Raw genomic sequence first — 17,063 nt, 5'->3', positions numbered from 1 at the left:
CTGCCATGACCGCCCATTACGACGCCCTCGAGACGCGCGAGCCAGCGGTGCGCGAGGCCGAGCTGCTCGCCCGCCTGCCGGGCGTCCTGCGCAGCGCGATGAGCGCGCCCGCCTATGCCGAGCGGCTGAAGGGCATCGATCCCGCCTCGGTAACGTCCAGGACGGCGCTGGCGGACCTTCCCCTGCTGCGCAAGTCGGAACTGCCCGCCCTGCACAAGGCCTCCCAGCCCTTCGGTGGCTTCGTGGCGGCGACCCCGGGGTCGTTTGCCCGCCTCTTCACGTCCCCGGGGCCCATCTTCGAGCCGGAGGGCACCCAGACCGACCCCTGGCGCGGAGCGCGGGCGCTGTTTGCCGCGGGGTTTCGACCGGGCGACGTCGTGCTCAACACCTTCAGCTACCACCTCACCCCCGGCGGCTTCATCTTCGACGCGTCGGCTCGCGCGCTGGGCTGTGCGGTGATCCCCGCCGGTCCCGGCAACACCGAGCAGCAATTCGAGTTGATCGAGGCCTATCGTCCTGTCGGCTACAGCGGCACCCCCGATTTCCTGAAGATCCTGCTCGATGCCGCGGCAAAGGCGGGCTGCGATGTCTCCTCGATCAAGCGCGCACTCGTTTCGGGCGCGGCGTTCCCACCCTCGCTCCAGGCCGAGATCAAGGCGCGCGGCATCGACGCCTACCAGGCCTTCGGCACCGCCGATCTCGGCCTCATCGCGTTTGAGACCGAGGCGCGCGAGGGCATGGTCGTGAACGAGGACCTGATCATGGAGATCGTCAAGCCCGGCACCGGCGATCCCGTCTCCCCCGGCGACGTCGGCGAGATCGTGGTGACCTCGCTCGATCCCCACCATGCCTGGATCCGGCTTGCGCTCGGCGACCTCACCGCGGCGTTGCCGGGCTCAAGTAATTGCGGTCGCACCAATATGCGCATCAACGGCTGGATGGGTCGCGCCGACCAGACCACCAAGGTCAAGGGCATGTTCGTCCGCCCCGAGCAGGTCGCCGAGATCGGCAAGCGCCATCCCGCGCTCGGGCGGCTGCGCCTTGTCGTCACCCGCCAGGGCGAGGCCGATGCGATGACGCTGAAGGCCGAGGCAGGCACATCGGGCGATGCACTGCGCGAGGAGATCGCGGCCAGCCTACGGGCCGTGACCAAGCTCGGCGGCGCAGTCGAGCTGGTCAGCCCCGGCGCGCTGCCGAACGACGGCAAGGTGATCGCGGACGAGCGGTAGAAGATCGCCCACGGACATTGTGTGCCCCCATTGGATGGGCTATTCGACCCTGACATGAGGCTCCGTCGGAACATCAGCAATCGCAACACTGCGATCGGGAAGCGCTAGGACCGTGCGCGTTCTCATCCTCAACGCGGATTATCAGCGCTTTCTCGCCTGGCTGTACCGGCGCCATCCGGGCCTGGAGAATTCGAACTACGACGCGCAGATGGCCGCGCGCAGCGCCAGCCTGTTCGGCGTGGCCGACTTCTACTCGCGCAATTTCGAAGCCCTCGGGCACACGGCCGCCAACATCCACGTCAACAACGGCTGGATGCAGACGGCATGGGCGCGCGAGCATGGCATCAGCGTGACTCCATCGCCGCCGCCGGGCGCCGCCGTGAGCGATGCCGTCCCGGGATGGCTGCAACGCGCCGTCGCGCCATTCAAGCCGGTGTTGAGGCCGCTCGCCCGCAAGATCGGTCTGAGCCCGCGCCTCGACGCGCAGTCCGAACAGATCCTGCTGGCGCAGATCGAGGACTTCAAGCCGGACCTGATCCTCAACCAGGATCTGTTCCACGTCGACACGCGCCTGGTGCGCCGGATCAAGCAGATCTGCCGCCCCATCATGGTCGGCCAGGTAGGAATCGTGCCCTCGCGGGGCGAAGACTGGTCGGTCTACGATCTCCTGATCTCGCAAATCGCCGCTGTGGTGGATTTCTTTCGTCAACAAGGCGCCCGCTCGGAGGTCATCCATCTCGGATTCGAGCCCGCGATCCTCGACGTTCTTCCGCCAGCACCAGAACGCTGCATCGACGTCTCGTTCGTGGGCGCCGTATCGGCCGATCACCAGCAGCGCGTGGCGCAGCTGGAAGCTGTCGCGCGGCGATACGATCTGAAACTGTTCGGCAGCGGCCTGCATACACTGCCCGCCTCGTCACCGCTTCACCGCTGTTACCAGGGCGAGGTGTGGGGCGTGGACATGTATCAGGCGCTGCGCGCCTCGCGCGTGACGCTCAATTCGCATATCGATATGGCCGGCCCCGAAGCCGGCAATGCGCGGCTGTTCGAAGCAACCGGTATCGGCGCCTTCCTGCTCACGGACTTCAAGGACAATCTTCACACGCTGTTCGAGCCCGGCCGCGAGGTCGCGGTCTGGCGTTCGGCCGACGACTGCATCTCGCTGATCGATCGCTATCTCAACGATGAGCCCGCGCGCGAGGCGATCGCTGCAGGCGGACAGGCACGCACGCTTTCGACCCACACGTTCCGCCAGCGCGTGAGCACGATCTTGCAGCTCGCCGGCCACACATAGCAGCCGCCGGGGCGCCCTTGACGGTCCCGGCCAAAATGGCCAAAGTGCTCCTGCGTGACGCTATGTCACTCCAATTACAGCGTTTTTGTCGAGGCTCAGATGGAACACGTCGAACATGTTCGATTCGGCGACCAGCTCTATGCGATCATCGTGCGCGCCTCGTTCCGCGAGCCGGGTATCCACTTCTTTTCGTCGCCTGAACTGTCGCAGCAGCTCGCCTATATGAGCCATCCGAAGGGCAAGAGCATCGAGCCGCATCGCCACAACAAGGTGACGCGGGAGGTGCACTACACCCAGGAGGTGCTCCTGATCCAGAAGGGCAAGCTCCAGGTCGACTTCTACACGGTCGAAGAAAAGTATCTGGAAAGCCGCGTGCTTGGCGCCGGCGACATCATCCTGTTGTGCAGCGGCGCGCACGGCTTCCACGTGCTCGAGCCGGTCGAGATGTTCGAGATCAAGCAGGGCCCCTACTCCGGCGAGAACGACAAGACCCGCTTTGCCGAAGTCGCCCCGTCGGAAATCCGGATCAAGGGTCCAAACCCGTGACCTCGCCGTTCATTCCCGTCAACACGCCGCTGCTCGACGGCAACGAGGCCGATTATCTCGCCGAATCCATCCGCACCGGCTGGATCTCGTCGGAAGGACCCTTCATCAAGCGCTTCGAGCAGGCGATGGCCGAGGCTGCCGGACGGCGCCACGGCATCGCGGTGACCAACGGCTCGGTCGCGCTCGACATCGCCGTCCATGCACTCGGCCTCGAGGAAGGCTCCGAAGTCATCATCCCGACCTTCACGATCATCAGCTGCGCCTCGGCGATCGTGCGCGCAGGCCTTGTCCCGGTCGGAGTCGACTGCGACGCTGCAACCTGGAACATGACGGTCGAGGGCGTGGAGGCCGCGATCACGCCGCGCACGCGCGCGATCATGCTGGTGCACATCTACGGCCTGCCGGTCGATCTCGAACCGATCATGGCGCTTGCGCGCAAGCATGATCTGCGGGTGATCGAGGACGCCGCCGAGATGCACGGCCAGACCTATCGTGGCGCGCCCTGTGGCAGCTTCGGTGACGTCTCGACCTTCAGCTTCTATCCCAACAAGCATGTCACCACCGGCGAAGGCGGCATGATCCTCACCAACGACGACGCGCTCGCCGGCCGGCTGCAAGGCTATCGCAATCTCTGCTTCCAGCCGCGGCAGCGTTTCGTCCACGAGGAGTTAGGCTGGAACGCGCGCATGACCAACCTCCAGGCCGCACTCGGCGTCGCCCAGGTCGAGCGCCTGCCGCGCACGGTCGAGCTCAAGCGCCGGATCGGCCGGCTCTATGACGAGCATCTCGGCAACGTCGATCACATCCGCCGCCCGGTCGCCCGCACCAATTATGCGGACAATATCTACTGGGTCTACGGCGTCGTGCTGGACGACAGCGTGCCGTTCGACGCCAAGGAGGCGATGCGCCGCCTCGGCGAAAAGGGCATCGGCACGCGGCCGTTCTTCTGGTGCATGCACGAGCAGCCGGTGCTGCGCCGGATGGGCTTCATGCTCGATGAATCCCATCCCAACGCGGAATACATCGCCCGTCGCGGTTTCTACCTGCCGAGCGGGCTTGCCTTGACCGACGACGAGATCGCGCGCTCCGCCCAGGCGCTCAAGGAGATTCTGGCGTGACGGTGTTCGCCGACTACGCGCCCTGGTATGACCTGCTTTATCAGGACAAGGATTACGCGGCCGAGACATCGTTCGTCGAAGCACGCTTGCGCGACCACGGCGTTTCCTCAGGCAAGCTGCTCGATCTCGGCTGCGGCACCGGCCTGCATGCAATCGCGTTCGCCCGCAATGGGTGGAACGTTGCCGGCATCGATCTCAGCCATGAGATGATCGCGAGCGCCAAGGCGCGCGCCGGGCAGGCCGGGTTCTCGATTCCGTTCCGGCAGGGCAACGCCTGCGAGACCGGACCGGAACGCGACTACGATGCGGTGGTGTCGCTGTTTCACGTCGCCAGTTATCAGACCAGCCGCGATGCACTGGCGGCGATGTTCCGCACGGCGCATGCCGCGCTGAAGCCCGGCGGCATTTTCTTTTTCGACTATTGGTATGGCGGCGCCGTGCTGGCGCAAGGCGTCGAGACGCGCGTTAAGGTGATCGAGCAGAAGCCGCTGCGTCTGACCCGGATCGCACAATCCGACCATGACGAACAGGCGGCGACCGTCACGGTGAACTACACGCTATTCTGCGAGGACATGGAGCGCGCCACGATCCGTCGCGTCGATGAAGCGCACCACATGCGCTACTGGTTCCCCTTCGAGGTCGAAGCCGCACTCAGACACTGCGGGTTCGAGCCGGCCGGCAGCCATGCCTGGCTCTCCAACGCTGTGCCGAACACAAAGGACTGGGCCGCCTATTCCATCGCGAGAAAGGCCGCGCAGCCGTGAAGCGCTACCACGTCGGGATTTTTCTCGAGCTACCGCTCGACGTCGGCGGCGGCTTCCAGCAGTCGCTCACAGACGTCATGTGGATGCGCGACTGGGCCAAGACCGCCGAAATCGACGTCACCGTGTTCACGACCCTGCCCGAAAATGTCGCGATCCTCGCCGATCTCGGCGTCAACAGCGCGTATCTGAAGCTTGGCTGGCTCGACCGCCTGTTTCTGTTTCTCAAATATTCGGGTGCGTTCGACCTGCTGCAATATACCATGCGGGTCTGCGCGCCATTCGAGAAGAAGCTGATCAGGGCCGGCGTCGATATCGTCTATTTCACCACCACGTCGAATTGGAACCTGGTGCTCTACAGGCTTCCGTTCATCATCACGATCTTCGACGGCTGCTTCCGCGACAGCCCCGAATTCGACGAGGTGCGGGAATTCGCTCAGTTCGAGCGCCGCGACATCGTGTGGCGCAGCGCCGCCACCAAGGCCGCGGTGGTCGTCACCAACGCCGACGAGCTGATCGACATGCTGTGCCGGCGCTACGCCATGGAGCGCGACCACGCCGTCTGCATCCCGTTCTCGCCGTCGTTCTACGTGTCGCGAGCAGGCGCGCCGGATCAGGCCGCGGACGCTTCGATCCTCAGGAAGCACGGCATAGAGCCCGGTTATCTGTTCTATCCGGCGCAATTCTGGTCACACAAGAACCATGCAACCGTCCTGCTTGCGATGCGCCTGCTCAGGGATCAGGGCGAGCGGCACCGGCTCGTGCTCTGCGGCTCCGATCGCGGCGCGCGCGCCGCGTTCGAGGCGCTGGTTGCGCAGCACGGTCTAGCCGATTCCGTGCACATACTCGGCTTCGTCCCCTCCGCGGAGCTTGCCGCGCTCTATCGCGGCGCCAATGCGCTGGTGATGGCCACCTATTTCGGCCCCACCAATCTTCCTCCGCTCGAGGCGTGGGCGGTTGGCACGCCGGTGATCTATCCGGAAGCCTTTCAGGCGCAAGCGGGTGACGCGGCCCTCCTGTTCGACTACGACGATCCCGCCTCGCTCGCGAAAGCCATCGTGAAGGTCGGCTCGGCCGAAGAGCGCAGCCGGCTCGCCATGGCAGGCAAGCACCGGCTTGCCTACCTCGCGGAACCGATCGACGAAGGGCATCAGCAGCTTGCCCGGCACCTGATGCGGCTGCGATATCGTCGTTACCCTCAAATCTACTGACGTCGGAGCAAGGCCGGAGAGCTCACAAAGAGCCGTTCATCCCGCGAGGCGATGATGAGTCCGACGCGCCAACGCGATTTCGTAGACTCCGCGGGACACAGCGGACAAGTGATCGCGGCGATCACCGACGAGGGTGCTTACCAGCAGGACCAGCGCGTTCATAAGTAGCAGCTCGGTTCTTGTTTCTGGGTCGCGGACATGCCATCAGTCGCTAAAGCTCGATGCATTGCTATGCAACCCAGCACTACCAGTTCATTGAAGGCCCTATCCCTCACCAACTCCGGCAAAGCCAATGCCTCCTTGCAACTTGCGAAGCGGGACTATCCTTCGACGTCACCCGTGTCGGGAACGCCGGTGCCCGGAAGGAGTTCTGCGGAATGTCTGAGCCGCAAAACCGGTCGCAGATCAGGATCGCAACGCTCGTCGGTTTACACATCATTCTCGTCTGCGTGTCCCTGGTCCAGGCCGCTACCTATACCTACCCGATCGGTTTCCTCCCAGAAACATTCCACCTTTTCCTCGATCCGTCACGTTGGTGGCCGGCGGTAATCTCCGTCGCAGCTTTTGGCACGGTTTCCATCCTGTTCGTGCTGAAAGACTTCACATTCGGATACTTTGTCGGCTTCTACATCTACACGATGGTCGTCGGATATCTCTGGCTGAACAACTTCACGGACCTAACCTACAATTACGGGCTCGCTGGATGGTCCGCGGCGACGTCCGCAATCACCTTTCTACTGCCCGCACTGCTGGTGTCGTCGCCGATCCGGCAGGTTTATTCCATGCCAGTGCAGTCCTTCGAACGCTTCCTGAACGTGATCTTGCTCCTGGGCGTTGCCGCGATTGCCATAGGCGCGTTCTACAGTTTTCATCTCGTCCCCCTCAGCGAGATTTATCAGTATCGCGCGAAGTTCAGCAATCCGCGAGTGGTCAACTATCTGATTACGATCATCTCAAATGCAATGCTGCCGTTCGCCTTCGCCTGCTTCGTCACGAAGAAGGCATATTGGCGCGCAATCGCCACACTGTTCCTGTTGGTCCTCTTCTATCCAATCACACTCACCAAGAGCTCGTTGTTCGCGCCGTTCTGGCTTATTGCGCTGCTGGCGCTGTCAAGGCTCTTCGAAGCCAGGGTGGTCGCAATCCTGTCGCTGCTGGCGCCGGCCCTCGCGGGCATCGTCCTCTTGTTCGTCTTCCGGGAAAAAGGGGCATTCTATTTTACGACCGTCAATTTCCGGATGCTGGCAATCCCCTCCTTGGCGATGTCCATCTACAACGACTTCTTCTTCGATCACTCGTTGACGTACTTCTGTCAAATCTCAATCCTGAAGCCGATCTTACAGTGCCCCTATCAAGATCAGTTGTCTGTCGTTATGGAGCACAGTTATGGCCTTGGCGCCTACAACGCCTCGCTGCTCGCGACCGAGGGCATTGCGTCTGTCGGTGTCTTGCTCGCTCCCGTTTCGGTGTTTGTCTGCGGCCTCGTCGTCGCCCTCGCCAATCGCTTGTCGGCAGGGCTCCCAGCCGAATTCATTCTGCTTTCCGGCGGGGTCCTGCCCTTTGTGTTTCTCAACGTACCGCTGACTACCATTTTGCTCACGCATGGGGCCGCGGTGTTGTTCCTGTTGTGGTATGTCAGCCCTCGAGACTTCTTCGAGAAGACCGCTGCGTGATCTGCCGTAAGCGGATGTCGACCGTCAATGTCTGGCGAGAGATCCAACTGCGTACTTTGGATTTCTTGATCGGAACCGACGTCAGTGCTGCTGCACCATTCCCAAATTCGGGGTCCACTTTCGACAGAAATCGCGACTATCGTGGGACTGCCGCAATCAAGCCGTTGCGAACACGCTTGATCGCCAGTGGACTTACGAGCAGGCCGATGATGATCAGCCAAAGCGCACATCCTGCGACGAGGTGTATCGCGCCGGTCCCGGGTACCAGCCATCCGATAATCGCGCCCACCGCCCAACCGCCCCCTACGACCGTAAGCCAGATCGCAGCGAGAAATGCAACATGGCTGGACGGGCTCTGCAGAGTCCGGCGGATGATCGCAGACGCCATGAATCCAGACTGAACGAGAAGATCACTCGCAACTATGGCGATGGCGGCGCCCAGCGGACCCATCGGGGGAATCAAGAGGACCGCGAGCACGACAAACAGAGCCAACTGAATTGCCTTAGTCCGCACCAGCAAATCTCCTTGATTGCTGCAGTTCGCATAGCCGAGTGCCAAGATTGAAGGCGCCGCGGCACTGGAGCCCAGGAGCAGAGTGATCGTCAGCAATGGATCGTACGGAATGGTTCCATGCGTCCAAAGCGCCAAAAAGTCCGGCCAGAATGGCAACAGCGCAGATACGGTCAGGCTTGCCAGCAGCGTGACGAACACCGATCCTCGTGCATATAGATCGCGAAGTCGGTCCCTGGCTCCAATGGCGTGATCATGGCCGAGTTCGGCAGAGAGCGGCAGCGTCGCTTGCAGACAGAGCATACGCACCAGCCCCGCGATGACGCGGGTAAGCGCCCACTGTACGACGGCCACACGTCCGGAAACGAACACGCTGACCAACAGCACGGGCGCATTCAGCAGCGCCGTGTCGGCAGCGCCCGCAAAGCCGAACGGAAATCCAAGCCTGATCTGGCCAAAACACCAGCGCAGCGAGGGTGACGCGCGGCGGCCGCGCAGGTGCGGAAATAGACGCGGCCCGTCGAAAGCAACGAAATAGATCGCGGCGAACACTTGAACTGAAGCGTAGGCGACGGCGACTGCGAGCAGGCTGCCCGTCGCAATCACCGCCAACAATTGCATAAGCTGCGCGAAGAACATGGCGGCGCTCTGAAGCCAGACGGCACGAGCATAACTGCCTCGCGTCCGGTAGAGCGCCGACGTCAGATTGGACGGCAGCACCATGAGGGTGCCCACCGCAATCACGACGAAGGCGGCATCGAAATGCGCCGTCGCGGTGAATCCTAGCACGCGTGACGGCGGCAAGAGCCAAGCGGCGATGAGCAGCAGAGCCGCCAGCATGGTTACAAGCGAGAAATAGACCCGCATCATGGAAGCATAGAATTGGCCTGTGCGGCCGTCGCAATCCACACTCGCCTTGAACGCGAGGAAACGGTTAATCGCACGAATCTGCAGACCACCGTCGGCAATGAGGACAAGGCTGCCCGCGGCGTAGATTGCAAGCCAAGCGGCCAGGACATCGCTGGTCCAGAAATGCAGGAAGACTGGAATGAGCAGCACCTGCTGCGAAACTCCAAGAGCCATTTGGACCAGGCTCGCGGACCACCCCTCAAAGAGGCGGCGGGCTCGGGTTCCTGCGGGAGAACTCGCACCCGTCCCTTCCCTGCCATGCGCAATAGTCGGTGGTTCGATCAACGTCGGGACCTTCTTCGCAAGTCAGCCGCCTATCAGCCCCGCTCAATGATGTCGATGGGAAAGGCTGCAATCAGCACATTTAGGAATTACCTCAGCGCCGACGTCGAAAGGACCGTCCGGTTGATTCCGGTCGAAAGAACGGCCATGTTGGGGGAAATCGAACCAATGGCCGAATCCGCCGCGCCGCCGGAAATACCTGAATGATGACATCCGATTTTATTCCCTTCAACCGACCTTACCCGACCGGAAAGGAGCACGGCTATATCCAAGAGGCCTTGGAGTCACTTCATATCTCCGGCGATGGACGCTTCAGCAAACGCTGTCACGAATGGATCGAGCAGCGCACCGGATGTGCGCGGGCGTTGCTGACGCACTCCTGCACCTCGGCCCTGGACCTTGCCGCGATGCTGCTCGACCTCAAGAGCGGGGACGAGGTGATCATGCCTTCGTTCACCTTTGTCTCGACCGCGAACGCGTTCGTGCTGCGCGGCGCGGTCCCGGTCTTCGTCGACATCCGCGAAGACACCCTCAACCTCGACGAACGGCAGATCGAGGCCGCGATCACCCCGCGCACGCGTGCGATTGCCCCGGTGCATTATGCCGGCGTCGGCTGCGAGATGGACGCGATCGTCGCGATCGCCCGGCGTCACAATCTGCGGATCGTCGAGGACGCCGCGCAGGGGGTCGAGGCGAGCTACAAGGGCTCGGCGCTCGGCGCGATCGGCGATCTCGGCAGCTTCAGCTTCCACGAAACCAAGAACATCATCTCGGGCGAAGGCGGCTGCCTGCTGGTGAACGACCCTGAGCTCGCGCAGCGCGCCGAAATCATGCGCGAGAAGGGCACCGATCGCAGCCGGTTCTTCCGCCGCGAGGTCGACAAATACACCTGGCAGGACATCGGCTCCTCCTTTCTGCCGAGCGATATCACCGCCGCCTTCCTCTGGGCCCAGCTCGAGGAGGCCGAGCGCATCACACGCGAGCGGCTGGCGAGCTGGAACATATATCACGACATGCTAGCGCCGATGGAGCAGCGCGGCCTCCTGCGCCGTCCCATCGTGCCAGGCCATTGCCGCCACAATGGACATCTCTACTACGTGCTGCTGCCACCTGAGATCGATCGCTCCATGGTGCTCGGCAAGCTCAGAGACGCGAACATCTCTGCGGTCTTCCATTACGTCCCGCTGCATTCCTCACCCGCGGGGCAGCGGTTCGGACGGACGCACGGCGATCTAGCAATGACAACCGAACTCTCGGAACGTCTGATCCGACTGCCGATGTGGATGGGTTTGCAGGAGGTCCAGCAGGAACGGACCTGCGATACGCTCGGAACGATCCTCGGACGGTAACGCTCAGAGCCCGTCCGCCTCGCCGTTCTTTGGCGTCGCGCGCGGCACGAAGGGCGCGAACGAAGTGCTGGCCGTTGTCGGCATTGTCAGCTTGCCGCCGCTGTCCGCAGGCGCGCCGGCCGTTGCTGGCGGCCCTACCGGTGCGGGCGATCCGTCAGGCCGCTGCAGCGCCAGCACCTCGATGCGATCGCCCTGCTTGAACGTTACCTCGCGCGGCTGGACCGACGCGAGCGACCAGCCGCCAAGCGATTCACCTTGCCGCAGCCGGACAACCTTCTGATCGGAGCGGTTGACGAGGATCGCGATCGCATCACCCTCGCCCACGACCGCCCCAACCAGCATCAGCGGTGGCGGCGCTTCGACCGGCTTCGGCAGCTGCGGCGTTTGGGCCTCTTCGGCCGGGGCGGCGGCAACCGCGCGCGGCGGCGGCCGCCGCGTCGCCGAAAAAATCGGCCGCTCCTGCGTTCCGGTCAGCGCCGACAGCGGCACCGACCAGAGCGGATTGCCGCGGGGCGCAGGCTTGCTCGTCGCCGGCGCGGGCCGGGCAATCGGTCTGACCGCACCGACATCGACGCTCTCCGCAGGGCTGCTGGCGGCATCGTCAGACAGGATGTCCATGCGCGACGAGGTCGCAGCTACGCTTCCGGTGATGCCGAGGACTGCACACAACACAGCCAATCCGACCGATCTCAGCCACCCGAACATCGAACTCCCCTGCGATCGGCCAGCGCGCGGCAAGCCAGCGGCAGCAAACTAGTTCCGATAGGCCTGACGATCAACCCGCCGCCCCCCTTTGGAGTGGCTGCGCCTTCTGGCATGTTGCGATGCATGAAATTGTTGCCCAATGGCCACGACCACTGAAATTGCAAACGAAATGACCGGGAACTCCAAGCAAATCGATGGCCGTTCATTGCAGCCGGTTGCGACGCCGTGAGATCATGGCGCCCGGGGGACGCTGTTGCCGCTTTATTTTGGCGATTTGTGAAGGGCCGATGGCTGGATCGATCATAGCGCGTGGACGCATGGATGGCGGGCTGCGTACCGTCGTCTGGCACTCGCTGGCGACCCTGCTCGCGACCACGGCGCTTGGCGTCGTCGCCGCGCACGCCGTCGACGGCAGCTGGGTCGGCGGCACGTCTACCGAATGGACTGACGGCACGAACTGGACCTCGACGCCGACCGTGCCGGACGGCACTGCCACCTTCACCAGCACGGGCCTGACGACGGTCGACAGCAACGGCCTCGTCAACATCGGCGCCGTCACGTTTGCGGCTGCGCCCAATGCGCTGGCCTATACCATCAATACCAACGACATCTTCGTGGTGAATGGCGTCGGCATCTCCAACAATTCGACGAACACGCAGACGTTCAACGTCGTCGCCAGCATGGTGTTCACGAATTCGAGCAGCGCAAGCGGCGGCAGCAACTTCGTGACGTACAACGTCAGCGGCGGTGCGATGAGCTTCAACGGTTCATCGACCGCGGGCACGGCACACATCACCAATGGCGGCGATGTCGAATTCAACAACAGCAGCACAGCCGGCACCGCCACGATCGTCAACAACGCGGTGATCAACTTCAACGATACAACCTCGGCGGCAGGCTCCAGCATCACGAACAACGCGGGCAGTTTCCTGACGTTCAACAGCTCGTCCACCGGGGGCACGGCCACGATCACGACCAACAATCTTGGCACCACCAACTTCGCCGGCACGAGCAGCGGCGGCAGCGCCCGCTTCATCACCAATGCCGGTGGTACCGTCGATATCTCCGGCCTGACCAGCGGCGGCATGACGTCAGGCTCGATCGAAGGCGCGGGCAATTACGTTCTCGGCGCCAACACGCTCACCACCGGCAGCCTCAACACCTCGACCCAGGTCGACGGCGTGATCTCCGGCACCGGCGGCGGACTGACCAAGGTCGGCACCGGCACGCTGACCCTGACCGGCACCAACACCTATACGGGCGCGACGACGATCTCGGCCGGAACGCTGGCGCTGTCGGGCTTTGGCAGCATCTCCTCCTCTAGCGTCGTGACGGTGAATGGGACGCTCGATACCGCGGCGGCCACATCACAAACGGCGATCACGACGCTGGCCGGCAGCGGCGTCGTACAGATGGGAAGCTTCGGGCTGTTCATCACCAACGGCTCGACCGAGTTCGCCGGCGTGATCCAGAGCACCACAGGCGGGCTGGAGGTCGGTGGCGGAACGCAGACTCTCTCTGGTGTGAATACCTATACCAACGCGACCCAGATCGATGCCGGCGCGACGCTGGCGCTGAAGGGCAGCGGATCGATTGCGAGTTCGGCGAGCGTCACGTTCACGCCGGGCGCAGGCGGCACGTTTGACATCTCGCAGACGACCTCAGGCACCTCGGTGAACGCCCTGTTCTCCTTGACCGGCGGCGGCATCGTCGCACTTGGATCGAAGACACTGACGATCACCAGTGGCAGCTTCTTCGGCGGCGTCATTCAGGATGGCGGCATCGCGGGCGGCACCGGCGGCAACGTCGTGATCGCCAACGGCGCCACTCAGCAGCTGTTCGGCACCAACACCTATACCGGCACCACGACCATCGCGAGCGGCGGGCTCGACCTGATCAATTTCGGCGGCAGCGACGGCAGCATCGCGACCTCGAGCAACGTCATTGCCAACGGCATCTTCGACATCACGGGCTTGAGCGGGGGCACCTCGATCAAGTCGTTGTCGGGTTCGGGCAACGTCAATATCGGCGCCAACACGCTGACAATTACCAACGGCAACAGCACCTTCTCCGGTGTCATCGGCGATGGCGGCGCCGGCGGCGGCCTCACCATGGCTGGCGGCACTGAAATCCTGACCGGCGCCAACACCTATACCGGCGCCACGACGGTGAACGGCGGCAGGCTGGAGGTTGACGGCTCGATCGTCAGCGCGAGCACCGTCAACACCGGCGGCACGCTTGCAGGCACCGGCACGGTCGGTAATGTTGCGGTGACCGGCGGCACGCTCGCACCAGGCAGCGCGGCGAGCCCGACCGGGACGCTGACGATCAACGGATCGCTGAGCTTCACCGCGGCCTCGACCTATATGGTGCAGGTCTCCAGCAGCGCCAGCCTCGCCAACGTCACGGGCGCAGCCACGCTCGGCGGCGCGACGGTGAGCGCGATCTTCGGCTCTGGTACCGTCAAGAAGCAGTACACGATCCTGACCGCGGCCACCGGTCTCGGCAACACCACCTTCAATTCGGCCGTGCTCTCCAACATGCCGTCGATCAACGCGACGCTGAGCTACGACAACAACAATGTGTTCCTCAATATCGGCGTCAACTTCACGCCGAGCAGGGGCGGCCTCACCGTCAACCAGCAGAACGTCGCCAACACGCTGACCAGTTTCTTCAATTCGACCGGCGGCATTTCCGCCGCCTTCGCTGCGCTGACGCCTGCAGGGCTGAGCGCCGCTTCGGGCGAGCTCGGCACCGGCATCATCCAGTCCGCGATCAACGCCGACGGCCAGTTCCTCAACCTGATGCTCGATCCGACCGTCGTCGGACGCTCGAGCGGCTTCACGAAGGCCGGCAGCGTCGCGCAGTACGCCGACAGCGATGACGCGGCCGCCTATGCGTCGATGCGCCCGGCGACGGCACGCGAGCGCGAGGCCTATGCGATGGCGACCAAGGCGCCGCTGCTGTCGTCGCAGCCGATCAACCGCTGGAGCGTCTGGGCGGCCGGCTATGGCGGCTCGGCGCAGGTCGGCGGCAACACCGCGGTCGGCTCGCAGGACCTCACCGCGCGGGTCTGGGGCGGCGCGGCCGGCGCCGACTACAGGATTTCGCTGGACACGCTCGTCGGCTTCTCGCTCGGCGGCGGCGGGCTGAACTACTCGCTCGCCAACGCGATGGGCACGGGCTCCGCCGATCTGTTCCAGGCCGGCGTCTATGGCCGGCACAATTTCGGCCCGGCCTATATCGCCGCCGCGCTGGCCTATGGCTGGCACGACGTCACCACCAACCGCACCGTGGCCCTCGCCGGCGCCGACCAGCTCCAAGGCCGCTTCAAGGCCGACATCTTCTCGGCCCGCTTCGAGGGCGGCTATCGCTTCACGACGCCGTTGATCGGCATCACGCCCTATGCGGCCGCGCAGGTGACGAATTTCAACCTGCCGAACTACTCCGAAGTCAGCCTCAATGGCGGTGGCCTGTTCGCGCTGAACTATGCCTCGCAGTCGCTGACCGACACCCGCTCCGAACTCGGCCTGCGCACCGACAAATCCTACGCGATGCAGAACGGCGTGCTGACCCTGCGCGGCCGCGCCGCCTGGGCGCACGACTACAATCCGAGCCGCGCCGTTACCGCGCTGTTCCAGACCCTGCCGGGATCGAGCTTCGTCGTGAACGGCGCCAGGGTCGATGCCGATTCCGCCCTTGTCAGCGCCAGCGCCGAGATGAAATGGCTGAACGGCTTCTCGATCGCCGGTACCTTCGACGGCGAGTTCTCCGGCAACGTCACCAGCTATTCCGGCAAGGGCGTGTTCAAATACAGCTGGTGAGCCGGCCGCCCTACTTCCCCGCCTGCCACTGGCCGGAAACACCCAAAATCACCCTCACGCGGCCGGTGCTGGCCTCGTTCATCGCGGTGGCCTGCGGCACCTGGACGTCGAGCTGGTCGACGAACAGGAACGGCATGCCGGCCTCGAGATCGTAGAGCACCTTCTGCAGCGCGGGCTGCTCCAGCTCGCAGCTGACGACGAGGCCGACGAAGCCGTCCTTCACTTGCGCGCCCGAGACGTCGACCTGCGAGGACTGCACCGAGCCGCCGACATTGCCGACCGCGGCCGCAACCCGCTGCAGCAAATTGGCGCCCGCGACCGTCACCGTCGGTCCCTCCAGGAACGGTGTGCCGGGATGTTCGGCCGAGATCGCCGCGGCATTCTTGGCGGCACCGTTGCGACCGCGCAGCTGGTCGAGCAGGTCGGAGGTCTGGGCCAGGGCCTGGCGGTGGGCGATGACGTCGGCGATCGACAGGCCCGCCATCAGCAACAGCGCGGCCGTCACCGCGAGATAGAGCATGACCGCGATCAGCGGCGAGCCGCTCAACCACCGCGCGACCGTGTTTCCGCTCGCCATCCCGCCGCTGCTCATACCGCTTTTCATGGCGCTTTTCATGGCGCGTTCCTCGGTTCGATCTGCGCTTCGATGTGAAAGCGCTCGCCGGGATCGGTAGAGCTGCGCGTGGTCGGGGCGTAGAAGGTCGCGCGGGTGAAATGCTGGGATTGCTCGATCAGCGGAATCAGCGAGGGCGCATCGCGGGTGATGCCGACGATCTGGAGCTTGTTGCCGACCAGATGCATCTCGGTGACATAGGTGTGGTCGGGCAACAGACGGCTCAGCGATTCCAGCACGATCACGCTCGCCGGCGTGTCGTATTTGCGCCGCTCCAGCAGCGCCAGCGGCGAGCGCTCACCGCCGTCGGCACCGCGGATCGCGGCGCGGCGCTGGGTGATCTGTTGCTCGAGCTCGCTCTCCTGCGCGCTTAAACTGTCGGCCAGATAGCCCGCGCCGATCGAACCGAGTACGGCGGCGATCGCGGCGATGGCCAGCACCGCCTGCAGCGTCCGGCTCAACCGCACCGGGTCGATCGCGCCGCGCGACTTCTGCTCGAACACCTTGATGCGCCCACCCTCGGCCGGCTCGGTCAGGACCGCGATCGCGGACGGATGAAATCCGGACACGGCCTCGACATAACCCATCGCCAGCCGGCGCGGTGCGGCCGCGATCATCGTGGTGATGCCCTCGCTGCCCTGCGCCACTGGCGCGCTGCAACCGAACACGGCCTCGCCCGCGCTCCACGGCGTCAGCCGATCGATCTGCGCCCGCACGATGCCGTCGAGGAAATCGGCCGCACGCGCCGGCAGCTCCAGCGGACGGAACAGGAAGCGCGCCGGCCGCAGCACGATCTCGACGCGGCAGCCGCGGACGATGGGCGCGAGATTGGCACCGGTGAACTTGCCGTTCTCGAACACGACCTCCTTCGGCGCGTTCTCCGGCTTCGCGGCCTCCAGCGCGAACGCGCCGGTCTCGCCTTCGACCAGCCGCACCAGGCGCGGCGAGACCATTCGCTCCAGTCCGGCCACGGCAGCCCCGGCCACCGTGCCGGTCCAGGCATCGAAGATCGCGCGAAGGGAACTGAGCGAACTCATC

The 17,063-nt window shown here is 64.2% G+C and carries 13 protein-coding genes; 9 read left to right on the top strand and 4 right to left on the bottom strand.

Annotated elements, in window-relative coordinates:
- Positions 1-5: 5 nt before the first annotated feature.
- The 7 genes from ABID58_RS23400 to ABID58_RS23370 all read left to right on the top strand — a co-directional run bounded on the left by ABID58_RS23400 (position 6) and on the right by ABID58_RS23370 (position 7,832).
- Positions 6-1,229, top strand: coding sequence for a phenylacetate--CoA ligase family protein (locus ABID58_RS23400; RefSeq protein WP_354034971.1), 1,224 nt, complete (start codon positions 6-8; stop codon positions 1,227-1,229).
- Between the two features lie 112 nt (positions 1,230-1,341).
- Positions 1,342-2,523: a CgeB family protein gene (locus ABID58_RS23395; protein ID WP_354034970.1), complete on the top strand. Its 1,182-nt coding sequence runs from the start codon at positions 1,342-1,344 to the stop codon at positions 2,521-2,523.
- Positions 2,524-2,622: 99 nt separating this feature from the next.
- Entirely contained in the window at positions 2,623-3,069 is a 447-nt protein-coding gene (locus ABID58_RS23390) for a cupin domain-containing protein (protein WP_354034969.1), read from the top strand.
- A complete protein-coding gene (locus ABID58_RS23385; RefSeq protein WP_354034968.1) occupies positions 3,066-4,187 on the top strand; it encodes a DegT/DnrJ/EryC1/StrS family aminotransferase in 1,122 nt (373 codons plus the stop codon). The genes ABID58_RS23390 and ABID58_RS23385 overlap by 4 nt, the downstream gene beginning before the upstream one ends.
- Entirely contained in the window at positions 4,184-4,951 is a 768-nt protein-coding gene (locus tag ABID58_RS23380) for a class I SAM-dependent DNA methyltransferase (RefSeq protein ID WP_354034967.1), read from the top strand. Before ABID58_RS23385 ends, ABID58_RS23380 begins: the two co-directional genes overlap by 4 nt.
- A complete protein-coding gene (locus ABID58_RS23375; RefSeq protein WP_354034966.1) occupies positions 4,948-6,159 on the top strand; it encodes a glycosyltransferase in 1,212 nt (403 codons plus the stop codon). The genes ABID58_RS23380 and ABID58_RS23375 overlap by 4 nt, the downstream gene beginning before the upstream one ends.
- A 377-nt stretch (positions 6,160-6,536) precedes the next feature.
- Entirely contained in the window at positions 6,537-7,832 is a 1,296-nt protein-coding gene (locus ABID58_RS23370; RefSeq protein WP_354034964.1) for a hypothetical protein, read from the top strand.
- Positions 7,833-7,968: 136 nt separating this feature from the next.
- Here the strand turns inward: ABID58_RS23370 and ABID58_RS23365 are convergent, their stop codons facing one another.
- Positions 7,969-9,426 (bottom strand): MATE family efflux transporter, encoded by a 1,458-nt coding sequence (locus ABID58_RS23365; protein WP_354034963.1) that lies wholly within the window; start codon positions 9,424-9,426, stop codon positions 7,969-7,971.
- 314 nt (positions 9,427-9,740) lie between these two features.
- Between ABID58_RS23365 and rffA the strand changes: the two genes are divergently transcribed.
- Positions 9,741-10,883, top strand: a complete 1,143-nt coding sequence (rffA, locus tag ABID58_RS23360) for a dTDP-4-amino-4,6-dideoxygalactose transaminase (protein ID WP_354035109.1) — start codon at positions 9,741-9,743, stop codon at positions 10,881-10,883.
- Positions 10,884-10,886: 3 nt separating this feature from the next.
- Here rffA and ABID58_RS23355 read toward each other — a convergent pair whose 3' ends face one another.
- Positions 10,887-11,588 (bottom strand): hypothetical protein, encoded by a 702-nt coding sequence (locus tag ABID58_RS23355; protein ID WP_354034961.1) that lies wholly within the window; start codon positions 11,586-11,588, stop codon positions 10,887-10,889.
- A 287-nt stretch (positions 11,589-11,875) separates the two neighbouring features.
- On the opposite strand from ABID58_RS23355, the gene ABID58_RS23350 reads away from it, so the two are divergent.
- Positions 11,876-15,412, top strand: coding sequence for an autotransporter outer membrane beta-barrel domain-containing protein (locus tag ABID58_RS23350; RefSeq protein WP_354034960.1), 3,537 nt, complete (start codon positions 11,876-11,878; stop codon positions 15,410-15,412).
- A gap of 10 nt (positions 15,413-15,422) precedes the next feature.
- Here the strand turns inward: ABID58_RS23350 and gspM are convergent, their stop codons facing one another.
- Together gspM and ABID58_RS23340 are read right to left on the bottom strand one after the other, a co-directional pair.
- Positions 15,423-16,028 (bottom strand): type II secretion system protein GspM, encoded by a 606-nt coding sequence (gspM, locus tag ABID58_RS23345; RefSeq protein ID WP_354034958.1) that lies wholly within the window; start codon positions 16,026-16,028, stop codon positions 15,423-15,425.
- Positions 16,025-17,062, bottom strand: coding sequence for a PilN domain-containing protein (locus ABID58_RS23340; protein WP_354034956.1), 1,038 nt, complete (start codon positions 17,060-17,062; stop codon positions 16,025-16,027). The genes gspM and ABID58_RS23340 overlap by 4 nt, the downstream gene beginning before the upstream one ends.
- Position 17,063 lies beyond the last annotated feature (1 nt).

This window comes from Bradyrhizobium sp. S3.2.6 (assembly GCF_040546885.1).
GTDB classification, from domain to species: Bacteria; Pseudomonadota; Alphaproteobacteria; order Rhizobiales; family Xanthobacteraceae; genus Bradyrhizobium; species Bradyrhizobium cytisi.
Note: the sequence above shows the minus strand (reverse complement) of the source record. Positions and strands in the feature narration are given on the sequence as shown.